At 33.5% G+C, this 14,846-nt stretch carries 20 protein-coding genes and 7 pseudogenes; 17 read left to right on the top strand and 10 right to left on the bottom strand.

Annotated elements, in window-relative coordinates; translation table 11 throughout:
* Positions 1-6 precede the first annotated feature (6 nt).
* Entirely contained in the window at positions 7-342 is a 336-nt protein-coding gene (locus WA279_RS16490) for a hypothetical protein (protein ID WP_088326237.1), read from the bottom strand.
* A gap of 208 nt (positions 343-550) precedes the next feature.
* On the opposite strand from WA279_RS16490, the pseudogene WA279_RS16485 reads away from it, so the two are divergent.
* Positions 551-787, top strand: a pseudogene (locus WA279_RS16485) (YolD-like family protein).
* Positions 784-1,833 (top strand): annotated as a pseudogene (locus WA279_RS16480) (Y-family DNA polymerase). The pseudogenes WA279_RS16485 and WA279_RS16480 overlap by 4 nt, the downstream one beginning before the upstream one ends.
* A 54-nt stretch (positions 1,834-1,887) precedes the next feature.
* Here WA279_RS16480 and phrK read toward each other — a convergent pair.
* The 3 genes from phrK to WA279_RS16465 are packed head-to-tail and all read right to left on the bottom strand — an operon-like array spanning position 1,888 to position 3,409.
* Positions 1,888-2,010, bottom strand: a complete 123-nt coding sequence (gene phrK, locus WA279_RS16475) for a phosphatase RapK inhibitor PhrK (RefSeq protein ID WP_004399440.1) — start codon at positions 2,008-2,010, stop codon at positions 1,888-1,890.
* A complete protein-coding gene (gene rapK / locus WA279_RS16470) occupies positions 2,007-3,122 on the bottom strand; it encodes a response regulator aspartate phosphatase RapK (protein WP_033884009.1) in 1,116 nt (371 codons plus the stop codon). The genes phrK and rapK overlap by 4 nt, the downstream gene beginning before the upstream one ends.
* Before the next feature lie 44 nt (positions 3,123-3,166).
* Positions 3,167-3,409, bottom strand: a complete 243-nt coding sequence (locus tag WA279_RS16465) for a phage holin (protein WP_263870031.1) — start codon at positions 3,407-3,409, stop codon at positions 3,167-3,169.
* A gap of 1,585 nt (positions 3,410-4,994) precedes the next feature.
* Between WA279_RS16465 and WA279_RS16460 the strand changes: the two are divergent.
* From WA279_RS16460 to WA279_RS16440, 5 genes and pseudogenes are all read left to right on the top strand, one after another.
* Positions 4,995-5,231, top strand: a pseudogene (locus WA279_RS16460) (hypothetical protein); the annotation flags it as partial.
* Between the two features lie 63 nt (positions 5,232-5,294).
* Positions 5,295-5,513: a hypothetical protein gene (locus tag WA279_RS16455; protein WP_080529413.1), complete on the top strand. Its 219-nt coding sequence runs from the start codon at positions 5,295-5,297 to the stop codon at positions 5,511-5,513.
* A 28-nt stretch (positions 5,514-5,541) separates the two neighbouring features.
* Complete coding sequence (locus WA279_RS16450; protein WP_033884007.1) at positions 5,542-5,790, top strand: hypothetical protein; 249 nt, start codon at positions 5,542-5,544, stop codon at positions 5,788-5,790.
* A gap of 81 nt (positions 5,791-5,871) precedes the next feature.
* Positions 5,872-6,321, top strand: a complete 450-nt coding sequence (locus WA279_RS16445) for a hypothetical protein (protein WP_033884006.1) — start codon at positions 5,872-5,874, stop codon at positions 6,319-6,321.
* 52 nt (positions 6,322-6,373) lie between these two features.
* On the top strand, positions 6,374-6,568 hold the full coding sequence (locus WA279_RS16440) for a hypothetical protein (RefSeq protein WP_033884004.1): 195 nt from the start codon (positions 6,374-6,376) through the stop codon (positions 6,566-6,568).
* Positions 6,569-6,737: 169 nt separating this feature from the next.
* Here WA279_RS16440 and WA279_RS16435 read toward each other — a convergent pair whose 3' ends face one another.
* The gene (locus WA279_RS16435; protein ID WP_033884003.1) at positions 6,738-7,013 is read right to left on the bottom strand and encodes an LCI fold-containing protein; all 276 of its coding nucleotides are present in this window, start codon (positions 7,011-7,013) and stop codon (positions 6,738-6,740) included.
* Positions 7,014-7,219: 206 nt separating this feature from the next.
* On the opposite strand from WA279_RS16435, the gene WA279_RS16430 reads away from it, so the two are divergent.
* Positions 7,220-7,435, top strand: coding sequence for a hypothetical protein (locus tag WA279_RS16430; RefSeq protein ID WP_080529412.1), 216 nt, complete (start codon positions 7,220-7,222; stop codon positions 7,433-7,435).
* Positions 7,436-7,448: 13 nt separating this feature from the next.
* Here WA279_RS16430 and WA279_RS16425 read toward each other — a convergent pair whose 3' ends face one another.
* Complete coding sequence (locus WA279_RS16425) at positions 7,449-7,823, bottom strand: YoqO family protein (RefSeq protein ID WP_033884000.1); 375 nt, start codon at positions 7,821-7,823, stop codon at positions 7,449-7,451.
* 220 nt (positions 7,824-8,043) lie between these two features.
* Between WA279_RS16425 and WA279_RS16420 the strand changes: the two genes are divergently transcribed.
* Positions 8,044-8,391 carry a hypothetical protein gene (locus WA279_RS16420; protein ID WP_004399296.1) on the top strand — a complete coding sequence of 116 codons (348 nt, stop codon included), beginning with the start codon at positions 8,044-8,046 and terminating at the stop codon, positions 8,389-8,391.
* A 51-nt stretch (positions 8,392-8,442) separates the two neighbouring features.
* Here WA279_RS16420 and WA279_RS16415 read toward each other — a convergent pair whose 3' ends face one another.
* Positions 8,443-8,745, bottom strand: coding sequence for a hypothetical protein (locus WA279_RS16415; protein WP_250622439.1), 303 nt, complete (start codon positions 8,743-8,745; stop codon positions 8,443-8,445).
* A gap of 152 nt (positions 8,746-8,897) precedes the next feature.
* Here WA279_RS16415 and WA279_RS16410 point away from each other — a divergent pair, with 152 nt between their 5' ends.
* Positions 8,898-9,173, top strand: a complete 276-nt coding sequence (locus WA279_RS16410; RefSeq protein WP_225722012.1) for a hypothetical protein — start codon at positions 8,898-8,900, stop codon at positions 9,171-9,173.
* 201 nt (positions 9,174-9,374) lie between these two features.
* Here WA279_RS16410 and WA279_RS16405 read toward each other — a convergent pair.
* Together WA279_RS16405 and WA279_RS16400 are read right to left on the bottom strand one after the other, a co-directional pair.
* A pseudogene (locus tag WA279_RS16405) lies at positions 9,375-9,509 on the bottom strand (ATP-dependent DNA ligase); the annotation flags it as partial.
* Positions 9,510-9,557: 48 nt separating this feature from the next.
* Positions 9,558-9,794: pseudogene (locus tag WA279_RS16400) on the bottom strand (S8 family serine peptidase); the annotation flags it as partial.
* A 1,053-nt stretch (positions 9,795-10,847) separates the two neighbouring features.
* On the opposite strand from WA279_RS16400, the gene WA279_RS16395 reads away from it, so the two are divergent.
* From WA279_RS16395 to WA279_RS16380, 4 genes and pseudogenes are all read left to right on the top strand, one after another.
* Positions 10,848-11,549, top strand: a complete 702-nt coding sequence (locus WA279_RS16395) for a hypothetical protein (RefSeq protein ID WP_336156024.1) — start codon at positions 10,848-10,850, stop codon at positions 11,547-11,549.
* 200 nt (positions 11,550-11,749) lie between these two features.
* Positions 11,750-11,952 (top strand): annotated as a pseudogene (locus WA279_RS16390) (helix-turn-helix domain-containing protein).
* A gap of 841 nt (positions 11,953-12,793) precedes the next feature.
* Complete coding sequence (locus tag WA279_RS16385) at positions 12,794-13,432, top strand: HIRAN domain-containing protein (protein ID WP_336156021.1); 639 nt, start codon at positions 12,794-12,796, stop codon at positions 13,430-13,432.
* 80 nt (positions 13,433-13,512) lie between these two features.
* Entirely contained in the window at positions 13,513-13,701 is a 189-nt protein-coding gene (locus WA279_RS16380; RefSeq protein WP_336156019.1) for a hypothetical protein, read from the top strand.
* Between the two features lie 264 nt (positions 13,702-13,965).
* On the opposite strand, the gene WA279_RS16375 is transcribed toward WA279_RS16380, so the two are convergent.
* Complete coding sequence (locus WA279_RS16375) at positions 13,966-14,145, bottom strand: hypothetical protein (RefSeq protein WP_151262527.1); 180 nt, start codon at positions 14,143-14,145, stop codon at positions 13,966-13,968.
* 65 nt (positions 14,146-14,210) lie between these two features.
* Between WA279_RS16375 and WA279_RS16370 the strand changes: the two genes are divergently transcribed.
* From WA279_RS16370 to WA279_RS16360, 3 genes and pseudogenes are all read left to right on the top strand, one after another.
* Positions 14,211-14,462, top strand: a complete 252-nt coding sequence (locus WA279_RS16370) for a hypothetical protein (protein WP_029727209.1) — start codon at positions 14,211-14,213, stop codon at positions 14,460-14,462.
* Positions 14,463-14,465: 3 nt separating this feature from the next.
* Complete coding sequence (locus WA279_RS16365; protein WP_033883988.1) at positions 14,466-14,678, top strand: hypothetical protein; 213 nt, start codon at positions 14,466-14,468, stop codon at positions 14,676-14,678.
* A 9-nt stretch (positions 14,679-14,687) separates the two neighbouring features.
* Positions 14,688-14,817: pseudogene (locus WA279_RS16360) on the top strand (hypothetical protein).
* The last annotated feature ends 29 nt before the right edge of the window (positions 14,818-14,846 follow it).

Here is a 14,846-nt window from a genome sequence, read left to right as displayed (position 1 = left end):
GGCGTTTTACTTATTGAGATTATTTTCTTGCAAATATTCTTGATGCTCTTTCTCAAGCTTAACAATATCGTCCTTGAATATATAAATCTTATATTTTTCCTTGGCTTCTCTAGACAGATTATCTTTTAAATATTCACGAAGTTTTGCTTCACTTTTGGTTTGATCCATGCCTATTGTAATTGCCGGATCTGTTATTCCAATTTCAAAACTAAATAACCCAAATTCATCCCAAGCACTTTCTAAAACTTCTACAGGGGTCTTTTTGTTTGATTCGATTAAAGTTATACCCGACATAATCAAAGCAGGAACTAAGACCAAAAATCCAATTAACCTCTTCTTCATTCACCATCACACTCTCCCTCGTCGAAAAGAATCTCTCCTTTATTAATACTACGGATATCATTATTGACCTTTATATTTTATTACCAACATTTACATCGAACGTTTGTTCTTATCTGCATTGAATAAGGAACATTAGTTCTGTTGATATTAGATCAATCAAGGAGTGAGTCGATATGTTTAGGGATCGAGGAACAATCAATGGACATCAATGATGCTAGAACATTTAATACAGCTTAAACAAGATTTGATTGATGGATCAAAAATTGAGATGATGGACGTTCTCGTTTCTGAAGCACTTAAATTTTGAAATTCAAACTTTACAACTATGGATTTGTTTGAAAATGCCGCCGGAAGAGTTCATTACATTAATTTTGAACAACACAAGCTTCACGTTAAAGATCAACATAACAACACAGTATATATAACAAGGAGTTACATACAATGATTGATTACTCACAATTTCTACGTAAGAATATACTTTGTGTTTTATACTTCTGTATCGGCTGTTGTAAGAAATATCGAGAGACAGGTAAGTGTAGTATTAGCCGCATCTCCTGCACTTAAAAAAGATTTTGGAATCAAAACAGGATCGAGACTATTTGAGATACCTGAAGATCCAAGAATATACATTGTAAATCCACAAATGAAGCTTTTCATCAGAGTTTCAACTGAGATTACAAAGCTGTTTTACAGATTTGTTCCTGAAAAATGTGTCCACACGTATTCAATTGATTAATCTTTTTTAGATGCAGGAAAAGAGAATCCTGAAGAAATGGCCAAAGCAATCCAAAGCAGCATGTGGAGAGAATTTGGTTTGATGTGCACAGTTGGAATTGGTGACAATATGTTGCTTAGTAAGCTTGCGCTTGACCTGGAGAGTAAGAAAACAAAGAGTGGTATTGCACGTTGGAGATATGAAGATGTGCCAAATAAACTCTGGAAGGTTCACTGTCTAAAATATGGGGAATAGGAGGGAGGATGGAAAGAAACCTGAATCGGATGGGAATATCAACTGTAGGCCAGTTAGCTAAATTTCCTTTAGAGCTGCTTGAAAAGAAGTTCGGAATAATGGGAAACCAGTTGTACTATCATGCGCATGGAATTGATTTATCAGAAATAGGTGCTCAGTTGATACAAGGTCAGATTAGTTTTGATAAGAGTCAGATTTTACTGAGGGATTATACAAGGAGAGAAGAGATTAAGGCTGTTCTTTTGGAAATTTGTGAGGAAGTCGCAAGAAGGGCATGTACACATAATAAAGTTGGTCGAACGATCAGCCTTGGAATTGGTTACAGTAAAGATGAGCTTGGTGGTGGATTTCATCGATCCAAAACAATTGATTTTCCCACAAATATCACGATGGATATTTATAAGTGTTGCTTGATGTTCTTTAATAAGTTTTACTCGGGCAAAACAGTGAGAAGTATCTCAGTTACGTTTGCAGGTACAGCGCTTCACAGAGCTGGGTTGACTGGTGGACATAAATCATAAAATAAAAGCCCACTCAAGTGTATGAGTAGGGCTAAATTAATTAATCAACCTTTTTTAACCTCCGACAGGCCTTTCAGCTACCTGGATGTTAGATGGTGAATCTGTACTCAATTGCGTTAAAGCTACTCCACTTAAAATCACAGCTAAAATAGATACGCAAAGCACAAGTTTTTTCATAAGATTCCCTCCACCTGATTCATTTTCTGTTCAGCCCAAATTTTCGCATTGAAAAAGCTCGTTGCTTCTTCAAAAGCACCTATTGATTCAAACCTTTTTGCAGCTATGTAGGACAATTCATCTACACTTTCAAGTTCATTTTGTTGCTTTAAAAACTCAATATTACTAATACAATTATTGAAATTATTTTTTAATTCACCACAATAAAGGTTGTATAAGATGCTAATTTTGGCTTCGTATACTTTATTCTCCATTAATATGAGTCTTTCCTGTGCTTTATTGTAAAAATTAATGGCTTTCATTTTTTCGTCAATTTTAAAGAGTTCTTTAATTATCATGAATAAAGAATTTATATAATAAATTGAATGTAACCAAGATTCATTTCCTATTGCTTTTTCAAGAGATTCGATGCATTTATCAGGTTTATTCCAATCAGAATAAACGATGCTAAGATTGTGAAATAATTGAGCTTTCAAAAATTCATCTTTTGTCTCTTTTGCAATATCAATTGCTTCTAAGTAATATTTTTCTGCTTCCTCAAATCGTTTCATATCAGCATAGTTCGCAGCTGCAATCATTGTTGATGTAGCAAGTTTGCATTTGTAATCAGGGTGTCGCTTATATATCGAAATTGCATTTTTTATATAATGTTGTGCCACAATGCTTTGTTTAACAAGAGTGTATAAGTAAGAGACTTTAGAGTAAAATTCAGCTGCTTCAATTTCGTCTGGAATTTCTGCAAGCTTTTTCTCAGCTAATCCATATAAGTTAATTGCTCGATCATAGTTTTTGTTGTATGCCTCATACATTGCTTCAAATAGATAAAAGTTGTATTCTAATTTATCATTTGTTTTTTTAATGAAGTTTTGATTGTCTTCAGTAAAATAGGTGTGCTTTTGCAAAGGTTCTCCTCGTGAGGAATGTAGCAACATTTTATGTCTTTCTTCTAATAAACTATAATACGCAAGAACTTCTTGATCTTCTTCCATTTCATCAAAAAGTTTCTTTATCTCTGAATAATATTTTATTGACTCATCAACCTTTTGCTTTTTTATAGCAATGTACCAGTCATTCAGTGTAGTAGCGACAACTTCTGAAGCGATCTTACTCATCCAAACCCCTCTTTCTGAAAATTTCAAAAATCTCTCGAAAACAATCATAACATAGTCATTGAAAAAATTGTAAAAGGATGTAAAGTTTTCTGCAATTTTTTCATTACGAAAAAAATACCCTCCTCAATTAAGAGAAGGGGAGGGGGTTTATCATAATCCATTGCTTGTTCACTATCAGAAATACCTTGAGTTGTTGGGTCAACAATGATTCCCATTGCAGTTAAAAAAGTTAGAAGTGCATTAAATATCTCTGTTAAATCGTCACCAATTACAGTCAAGTCGTATATCGTACACGAATAACATGCTTATCGTAAAAATTTATAATGAGCTAAAAAAGACAGTAAACATAAGGATTTTTGATACTTTAATTAGTGAATAGGGGGTAAACGATCGTAAAACATAAGCGGGAGTAGGGGAAAGTGGTTGTTTTAAGGAGATATTGATAAAAAAGGAAAATTTTTAGAAGGAAAAACGTTGATACTATAGGCTTTTACGATAACGATTATGATGTGAAAAAAGACGATCTAATGTAAAATTAGGAAAATGAAAATTTGGAAAGGGTGTGGAAATGGAAGTGCATGGGTACTTTTGAGTATTTGGATGTTAATAGACCCCCACGTTTTGGTAGTTAAATCCCTATATAATAAGTCTTATACTGCTTTTTAGTAACAAATATTGGATTTCGAGTTTTTTTCGGCTGACTCACAAATTCGAATGAAAATCAAGGGCAAAATTAAAAAAATGAATAATTAAGAGGGTGTATAAGGCTTAATATTATTAATCGTTACCGTAACAGCAAAAAATGAATCGAAGACTTATTTTTATGCAAATTGGCGAATATCAATAACGTCTTAGTCATAATACTTAATAACCTAAAGCAAAGGCTGAATTTATGAAAGGGTTATTTTAGATGGGTACATATAATAGAAGAAACTCGTCACAGATAAATCATTTAGATGGACGGTGAGGAACTTAAATAAGCTGCAGAAGGAAGATATGAAGTTGTTCTAATACCTGCTCATTTACAATTATGGCTTTCAATCAGGGGCACTGATACCCAAAAGATCAAAGACATGCTCATAATTGTTTCGTTTATACTCTCTGAATCCAAATCTTAAGTACATCTTATGTAACACCTTATCAATGTCGCAATCCGTAATGACATTATGCTCTTCAATCTTTCCTTTAAAATAAGTATCCATTAGGTGTTTATTATAGTACAACCGCTTGCTAATCTGTTCTTTTGCGGTGATCATTTCATTTGAAAAGAAGTCGCAGCAAATGGATGTCACGATATCCGCTCATGATACAAAATGCAGACGTCAGACTTTAAAAAGTAAACACGCTCACCGATATTTCTATGTAGAGCTCTAGCCTTATCAAACAGTTCTTCCGTAAGACATCGAAGGACATAAGACTGAGTATATTTGTATCAAATGGTGAGCTCATAGATAGTCCTAGATCCTTTAAACCAGAATTTTCAAAAGGAGCTTTTCTTGGAGCTTTTCTTGAAGAAGAAAAGACAGAGATAGTGAGTATATTAGAAGGTATCAAACGACGATTTGATCCGATTAGAAACAAGAAGATACTCAAGCAAAAAACGTTCTCTGTCATTAAGCAGCAATCTCTGTCATTAAGCAGCAATCTAAATTCCTCCATTATTAAATTTCTGTATGCAATTAATTTAATGAAAAAGATGGTCAGCAACTCCTCTCCAAAAGTTACTAACCGAGTCAAAACCTCAACGTACCTTTAAGACCTAAAGGTGATATAAGCTTTCCATTATTAATTATAAGTACTACTCGTGAATCAGGAAATATTGTAAGTAACTCATTTAACAACAACAAAAGGATTAAGCAGCTTGAAGAATAAAAGAAAGCAGCTGCTTTTAATAATGAATTTGAAAACGGAACAAGAGTAAGGGTTAGGTTCGAAGATCAACATATAAAAACGTTTGAGAAAGAACAAAAGGAAGTCTGTGGAGTAGGAGAATGGATTCTGAAGAATGCTGCTGCTACTGAATTGCAAAAGGAAGTGGATCGTTTGGAAAAGACATATTTCAAGAAGAAAGAGTTGTTAGACACTATTAGACAAGCTGATGAAGTCTAAATAAAAGCTGCATTTTAATGTGATTAAAAGGGAGTGAGAATAATAAAGGAATCAAAACATGGAATGAGTCAATATCGCTTAAATAGAGCAAAAAGTTATGCCCAGTCATTTCTAGAAACAGTATCAAAGATTGAATTTATGTACCAACTTTCTCTTCAAAAGTTGGTTGATCCAGACATTACAGAAACCTATATTGCTAGGAATATTAAAGAAATTGATAGGGAATGGGAGGACTTTAAAAGTTATATTGAGCAGCAGGAGGACATGAGGGAATTAGATTAAAAGTAAAAGAGAAGAGGAGGTTAAAAAAATGAACTTGCTAAAAGAAATAACAGTATTTGATTTAAATAAAATCAAACCTAGCACAAAGGTTAAGGTAACTTGGTACAAGGGATCAGAGATGGAGTACATACATCATGGCGAAGTCATCATCAATAATGGGGAAAAGTTCTTCTATAATTACGTTGATAAAGAAGAAAATGTAGGTCACTGTCATGTAAACGCACTTGATTTAAAAAACTATCCAGACAGTTTAACTGTTGAAATTAAATCAAAATAAAATTGAAGTCCAGATCAAATACATATGAATAATCGATCCAGAAATAAGGGAAATTAACCAAAAAAATATGAGGAACTCTCCATGAGACGATTTATTTTGGTTATATCCTTATTGGCAGCTGCTGTTGCCTATCCAATTCAAGTAAAAGCAAGTACAATGCCTTGTAGTGTAATAATGGAACCTGTTGATCAGAGCCTTAGAAATGTAAAAGGCGTGGCATTAATTTATAAGGTGCAATTAAATCCGCCTAGTGCTCCAAGAACCAATATAAGTATTCTTGCTGTTCATCTTCCGGAACCATCTTCATATGGAAATTACGATACCTACGAAGGTTTTGCTTCTAAACCAGGTGAGATTAGTTGGCGATTTAAACTTTATCCTACACCTGAAGACAGTCCTAGTTGGGCTGGAAGGATTGACTCAATTACAGCCGAAATGAAGAATGTTAAAGTTCAAGTGCGTCTTTCTAATGCTAGAACAGAAAAGTTGGGACCAAGTGTATTAACGAATAAGGTTCAATCTTGTGACTAGATGTTACTTGAAGCACAACGGTGCAATACAAACCTTGATTGGATTGAAGTGAATGATTAAATCAATTATTTTGCCTGAAGATAATATAAAAATAACTGTCAGAAAGTCAGTGAGTGAAGAATCAAATACAAAGGTAGTCGCAATTTATGACTATAGAGATGAACCAGAGGAGGCTTTTTGGATACACTTGTCTGATGGCAGCGAAATGTTTGTTGATGATCATAATGTCTTTGTTGTTTATGAGTAGCACTACACTTGATAAAAAGACTGTTTTAAAGAGAGGGAGATGTATTAATGGGGATGTATACAAAATTGGTATGTGCTTTTGAACTATGTTTAAAAGGATTACTTTAACCAGATAGAGCTGGCAAACTATGAATTTAAAAAGGGAGCTAGATGCCCCCCCCATTTTGATCTTATATTCGTACACCTTCATAGTGGCCAATCCAATTTCCTTCCGAGACTTTTGTAATACCTTTTAAATACCAGCGGATACCGTCTTTTTCAAAGGTATTGGCAAAAATACCAGTAGTACTAGGTAGATCCCATTTGATAGCTTGAGCTTTAAAATCATCACTTGCAACATTTACTATTTCCTTATCGGGACTAGTACTTGCAGCGAACGCTGGAGATGCTGAAACAAGTAAACCTACAGATAATGCAACACCTGTTATTACTTTTTTGTAACTCATGTAAATCCCCCATTCTTATAATTTTTTCTTACAATTACATTATATGGATTTATCTATTGGGGAAATAGCGAAATTACTCCCATATATATGGAAATTGTGTGTCGGTTAATGTCGTGATAGAGGAGAGGGCAAATGGAGAGATGGATTATAGGATGAAATCATAAAAAAAATAAAGAATAAAAATAAAATAAGTGGAGGTTTTTCAGGTGATAAAGAGGAATCTGCTTAGTAACCACGTTGATGAGATTATCGGAGAATATTACGGTTCTAAAGGATATTCAGTTAAGAGTATTGATCGTCAAGAAAACGGTCAACTTATTGTTGTTACTCAGCGAGTAACAGAGGAAAGGGAACCAGAGAAAGTTGATTTAGCATTTGATTTCATACATAAAAGACCGCATAGAAAGAAGCATTTAGCATAAAAAAGGCAAAGAGCTATAACTCTTTACCATTAGTCGATTTCCTTAACCGATTCGCAATGTACTTCATTACATTTACTGCAATCGTTACCAATGCAATAATTAATGCTATTTCAAATAAGAGGGTATATCTAAAATTCACATTAAGCTTTTCAAAGTAATCGCTGGTAAATGAGAGCAGTTGATAAACTCCTAGCATCAAAAGAATAAAGGTAACTCCTAAAATAACAAGTGACTTTTTAGAATAATCCTTAGCATGTTCAAAATTATAAATCATTATTGATACCAATAACAAAGCCGTAGCAATCTTATGCGATAGCGATTCATCGGCCGAAAAAGTTTGCACTAGTATGCTGATAATTAATCCAACAATTCCGATTGTTTTATTCAAGGCAACACCCACTTGTATATAAAAAGTTAAGTATGAGTTTACCAATTAAAGGGGATTTTCTCAAGATGGTGCATATTAAAGTTAAATTAAAATCGTGGTTTTATCATTAAATTAATGAATACATATGAAGTGGATAGTTAATGAGTGGAAAAGTGCAAAATCAAGAAACTTTAACTATTAAAGAGGTGAGACAAGTATTTTTCAAAAGAAGAGGAATGACATGTACAGGAAGATTTTCGATATGGTTAACGGTAGTGAAGAGCAATCAAAAATAACTGATTGGCTATATAAATTAATGATTGAGGATGAAAATTCACTTTACAAAATCGACATTAAAGTTTCGAAAAGGAGGATTTCTGAACAAGGAGATATTTATAGAGAGGAGGGAGAATACATAGAGAACGCAGATCTTCAAACTTTACCAATCGGGACAAAATCCTTTGTGCAAAACGGTTGTTGGAAGGGTGAAATTGTTTCTAATGAAAAGAAACATTTATATATGCCACAGATTGGAGAGATGAGGGAAATCAAAGTTGGATCAACTGGGTTGAATATAGAGATTGAATAAAAGATAGTTTTTAACTAAAAATAAGATAAGGGACTAGTCGCCCTTCATTTATTATTGTCCTAAGTAAACAGTCCCTGTATATTCAACTCTAACTCTAAGATCAGATTGCTGTTTCCAATTAGTTGCAGTCAAGGTTCCGTACCAACCATTCTCTGCATATTGAATCGTATAAGGGATACTACGGGATTCTTCTTGGGTGTAGTATCTCACGACAGTCATTTCCATTTGATCTCCTTGGATTCGGATAGCATCATGACTTTTAACAGAGGTAGCAGGTGTAGCATAAGCGGTAGCAGCGGAAATAAATAAAGACGTTAATAAGAGGGAACTTGTAATAACCTTTTTAATTTTCAATAAAATCATCTCCTGATTTTTTAATGAAATACACTGTAATTATATGTAAATAGATTAGTGTATCCAAGTTACAATTATACTGTATTTTAAGTGGAGGGTATTAAGAAGAGATTATAAAATAGTTATTCTATTTAAAAGCAGTGAGTGAACAGATGAACTTTCAACGAGAGTACTTAGGATATTACATACATAATACTGCTGACATGCTCTGGTTGTGGTATGACTATGACACTGAGATCTTTGACAGGTCATTACCATATACGGTAGCAACTCCAGATGATGAAACTGCTGTAATTCAAACTCGGTTTCCATACACAATCTGGTCATATAATAATGCACAAAAACTGTTAAAAGATATTTATTGGATCGCTAAAGCTCATGAAGTATCTGCAGAAGAAATGTTTCAAGCAAAAATGAGTGAAGAATGAGTAAAGTTAGAGGAAGAAGTAGTTCACAAAATCGGATTGATTTGTTTTTAGAATTAGATAAAAAAGGACAATTCAAATTTATAAAAGACATGAGCAATTAATTCACTAAAGTTCTTATTCGATAGTAACTAATTGATCCATGTACTAAATTTTTACTCGGATTTTAAAAGCTAGGCTCTAAGGAGTTATGTAACGGAGAGATTACACTCTCCAGGATTCGAAGGAAGGTATGCGGAGTTTACCGTGCTTAGTCTTAAATTTATGCTTAACCTTACATAAAATAGGCTCAAAAAATACATATTCTTCAGATTCAGACTTTACTTGTTTCATAGAGTGGACTTCACCACCTCCTTTATCATTAAGAACCTTAACATCGAATAATTTCACTTGAGGAGATATTCCTTGCACTGTTTGTTTATTTAAAGGAGCCATAATAACACCCGCTATGGCTGTATCATGGCCTAAAGAATCTTTTGTAGTGGAATTGTTTTTTATTGCATCATATGAGGTTATTGAACTATTTTCAAAAATAGACAGAGAGTTATTAATCCCACTATCTAATACAGCTACCTTTATAGGACTCTTTGGAGAATAAAGTTTAACTTCTTTACTTGGGAACACAATACATAGTCCCCAGCTTGTTTTGCAGTCATCATTTGACAAGGTAGCTAGAGAATACTTACTAGTGCAACCTTTTTAAGGAGATTAGCACAAGAAAAGTAACAAATAACTTTTTCATTTAATAACCTCTTTCTGCTACTTTTTTAACTATTTTTCATTTAGGTAAATAATACTTTTTTCCATATATAAGTAAAGAGGGAAAGGATAAATTTCGAATATTAAAATTTCTAAATATAGAAAGGTTGAATTTACAAGAGAATGCACGTAGTCGTTTTATGTTCATATATTAAGAAAGAAAGCGTACCAGCATCTGAAGTTAGGAAGCTTTTTTTGTTATGGCATCTAATTAAGTAAACAACAATTTCACACAGAATGGAGAGATTAAAGTGTCATCTGAAAAAGACGTTACCCGGGAGAATGGTTAGGCAATGAAACAAAAACTTGGAAAGGAGAATGTACTGAAACGCCCATGGAATTTTTAAAAATGTTGAGGGGGCGTTCAAGCGGGCAAAAAATCACCTTTTTTCATGAAGCTTTTATTATTAAAACTATATTAAAGAAACTATGAAGTGGCTAGCATCTGCAATGGACGGAAGAGGGAAAGGAACAAAGGACATTATTTTCTGTATAAAACAGCAGTTTTAATTAGATAAGATCACGCTGTATAATAAAGGAAACGGTAAGGTGGGGGGGGTGTCTGAAAATCTTAAACTTTAAATTTGATAATTCTTTCTTTGAATTACATACAGCGTTTACTATTAATTTGGACCTTCTAACTGATAATGATATCCAGATGGATATGCTCATGAGGAGTAAAGCGATACTCAAAACAGTTGGCTTTACAAATTTCTTAATCCAAGATACATACTTTATAGTTGAAGATAGCAACTCAGTTTATTGTACATATCACTTTCAAGTTCAATTAAAATCATTTTGAAATGCATCCAGGTGTAGAAAAAGGAAAATGGAAATCAAGTTATTCTTAGTGATATAGCAAGGTACAAAGGCTAAATATAACATGGACTTGATTCTAAACGAAGAGAGATGTGAGCAATGGTAAATATCTTAACTAATATCTTGAAAAGTGACAGATTGGATGAATATCCATTATTTCAAAAGTTCTGCTCCCTCAAAGAAAAAGGGTTACGTAAGGAATCCTTTAAAGCATTATCTTCTTTTATTAATGAAGCAAAGACGTGGGATAATAATGCCCAACAGAAGTTTGCATGTTGGCTATTTGATTTATTTGAAACATCAGATGATATTCACCATGTACTCGTTCATCCTTTGGAAGAGGAACTTTTAAAGCCTTTACTTGAGGGATGGATGAAGAGTAATCCGGAAGATCCAAGGCCATATAGGTGGTATGGCGTGTTTTTAAATACTGAAAAACGTGTCGATTACTTACACAATGCGCTTAGACTTGGTGGCAGCAATGAACAATTATCCTTATTAACGCTAATCGATATAAATTTGAACGCACTTTGGTATTCATTTCATCATATATCCGAAGATTTGTACCTTGGCGATATTAAAGAAGATACAGCACTTATTATTAAGTCAATACAGTTAAACAACAAGGTAGAATGTCAACAAACAAGAAATAACAATAACGAAGCACTTAACTATTATCAAGATCTGTTAAATGACTGGGTGTTGTTTACAGAAAAACAATCAAAGGGATTTATTGAATGGTGTGAAAATAAGGGAAGAAATTATCATTGGGTCAAATCCTATTATTACCAAAAACATTGAGCGCAGCTAGTGAGAGCTCGTTATGAGTCGAAAAGAATCCTGGTTGTGGGAACGAGAAAATCAAAGGCAAATATGGGATTGACCATGAAGAGCCCGGATTATCCATATTAAGCTTCTTTAGAGTCAAAGCAGATTTAAAGCCTTGGTCATTACTACAAATTCAATGATCATTTTAAGTGATCAAAATTGAGGTGATAACAATGATTAAATCTAATTTAAAGCCCATATTAGACCAAAGAAAGATCAGTATCCGGAAACTTTCCAGGGATATTGATCACGAGTATCCGACTGTCAAAAAGCTATATAATGACGAAATGGATCGGTATCCAAGAGAGCTAACATCGAGCTGCAGGAATTGCAGATATTCGAAAAAAGTCATAATCATATCGATCGCTCAGGATGAAAATGGTATACTAAAGTTAGAAGGATAGAAAGTAATTACAAGTTTTCTAGGTCTGCATAAAATCGTACTTTTGTTGAATTAGAGGAGTACATGGAGATTAATAGAGGATATGTAAAGCTAATTAGGTTTCATAATAATGGTTTTAAAACAACTCCGTATAACTCAACACCTTTTGTCACTCACTCCCGTTTATAAATTTTGAAGTAACTGATTTGGGAATGAAAAATGAAATTATAAAAGAGCATAATGTTATATGACCTAAAATTAATGATCAAAAGTGGAAAGGATGCTTTGTTTTTCTGGAGAAGTATGATAAGCAACTATTGAAAAAAGGTGCACTGGTTATGCGAAAGAACCATAAAAAGAACGTCTATTTTTTGAAAGTAAAGAACAAAACCATATGGGTGAGAAACACTCCTCACACTGGAAAAGAAGATTGTTATGTAAATCAATATGACTGAAGTTATTGAACATGCGGGTAAAAAATATAGTTTCAAAAAATACCTTGGAACTTATTCCAATCTCTATTGGGTTTAGATGAGAATTAATTTAGCTTTAAAAAGATTAGTTTTGGGCAAACAACATTTAGGATATGTGCCTGAATGGTTGTCGGAGGCTTATATTATTATGGATGATCAAGTATATTGTTTAGAATTATCGAAATTATTTGTATTAAAAGAACAGGTTAAAAGAGCAGTGGGGAAAGAAAGAATTTATATTCCTTAAATAGTTGAATTGAGTTAGTAAATAAGAAAGTCTGGTGCTTCATATGCGAAAATTCAAGTTTTGTGAGAGGAATTTAAAATAAATTCATTCTTTTATTTTAATTGGAGGGGTACATTTGGGCATACTCAACTTTTTCAAGAACAAAGTTAAAAATGAACAGAATGAGAGTAGAAATAATAATATTAATACTTCTGAGGTTAATAACGAAACAGAGGTGACATCTAAAAAAGAAAATTTCCCAATCTTGATTCAAGAAACAGCCTTCTCAAGGAAATATGAAGAAAAGTCTGCATTTTTTGAGTATATAGACTTTAAAGTTGCAGGAACATCACACTATCAAAAAGATATTAAGAAAGCCATCAATACTGAGGATGAAAATAGCTTTTCCTTCGATGAAAAATATGATGGTATGACAAATAAAGAGATTTTAGAATCTACTTTTGATGAGCCAATATTTGTTTATCATAATGCCCTTTTCTCTAATTGTGAATTGCGGTTAGAAGAGAATAACGAGTACGATCCGGAAGCTATAGCTGTCTATGTAAATGATTTCAAAGTAGGACATGTTCCTCGAAAGAATTTTCAAGAAGGCAAGAAATACATTTACGATCAGTTAAAGAGTGGTATAAGGCACCCAATCTCAGCAAGTTTGTATGGAGGGAAATATAAAGTTAACCGCGATGATACAAAGATTGAAACAGGTGAAACAAATTATAAAATTGAGTGTCAAATAGTCATTAAGACAGACAAATAGACTATGAAACCACAATTTTGAGGGGAGCGGGTGAGTGAACTATATGGCGGTCAAAATGATAACTGTCTGGTATAAATACAATGATGAAGGCAGCGAAATTAAATCATATTGAAGACGGATGGATAAATGGAGACTATCCAAAACCGAAAGATCCATCATATTCAAATCAAGAAGCGTGGAAGAAAAGTAGTTGGAAAAGAAAACATGCTTATTTAGATGAACAATATCAAGTATTGAACGTTCCAGCAGCTTATTGGATAAAACAATGAGGAGTGACTGACTTTGTAAGATCCAATTAGGTTCTGTCACATTAAAAACGAGGAAATTTACATGGTACATATGGCAGAAGAGACATACATGAAAATCGCTGAAAAAGCAAGTGAATATACGATCTGTGAAAACTCTTGGCTTTTTACAGATGGCGACCTGAAGAGGGAGAAGAATTAAACAAGTTAAATCATTTAACGAGTTTAGTGGATTGCCTGATCGAAGCAAATAATAAAAGAAATGTTTTAAACAAAAAGAGCATTAATCTAAATGCTCTTTTTCATACCGCATCGCCGACATTCACGCAAGAATATTCCACTCTTCGCAGAGCTTTTGAACAAAGTGTAATCACAATTGGCGCAGCGGCCGTATTTTACATCAGAATATTCTTTGTAATCATAAACGATTGAAGTATCATACCCGTTTGTATTTCTCTTCCACAAGATCACCTACATAACTTATTCAACATACTCAAGAATACCAAATTTCGTTCGATATAGGGAAGAAAACAATGATTGGATTAGCTTATTTTTTAATTATCTGGCTTGGAGTTGGATTGTTGACTGGCATTAAGTTTATTTTTGTTGATCAGGTCTATGATGAAGAGTTTAAAGAACTCATGGATAAAGAAACAGCGGCGGGCATGGAAAGGAATTTGGCCAGCCTGTTTTTCAAAAATAAGCTTAATGCAATTGCCTTTTTCATGATAATTGGTTTGCTGCCATTAGCAATGAGGATTACAAAATTATTTAAAAGAGGTTGATTTATACCTTTGCTTGATTATTTTTATGTACTGCAGTTTGAAAACAAGGAATACTTCAAATCAAAGTTAGATGAGGAAGGTTATTTGACATCTAGCTACCGCCACGGAACATCTAAATTGCAAACAATGTATGAAATCATTGAGGTAGCAAATGAGCTTAAATCAAAGTGTAATGTGCAATGTGAGGTAAGGGAAATTCAAGTCGTAAAGCGTTAGAGGGTTTAGGTGTATTGGATAGAGTGGATTGAGAACGAGGAAAAAAAGTCTTATTGCGGAAGGATGGATTGAATGGGCTGCTATACTGGAAGACCGGTATCAAAAGCGGTTTGGGTATGTTGAATGGAAGCGGCTTTAAAAAGGGGTGAAATGCCATTAAAAATTTAG

The organism is Bacillus sp. 204(2023) (genome assembly GCF_037027505.1).
Classification (GTDB): domain Bacteria; phylum Bacillota; class Bacilli; order Bacillales; family Bacillaceae; genus Bacillus; species Bacillus subtilis.
This window is presented reverse-complemented; position numbering and strand designations above follow the sequence as displayed.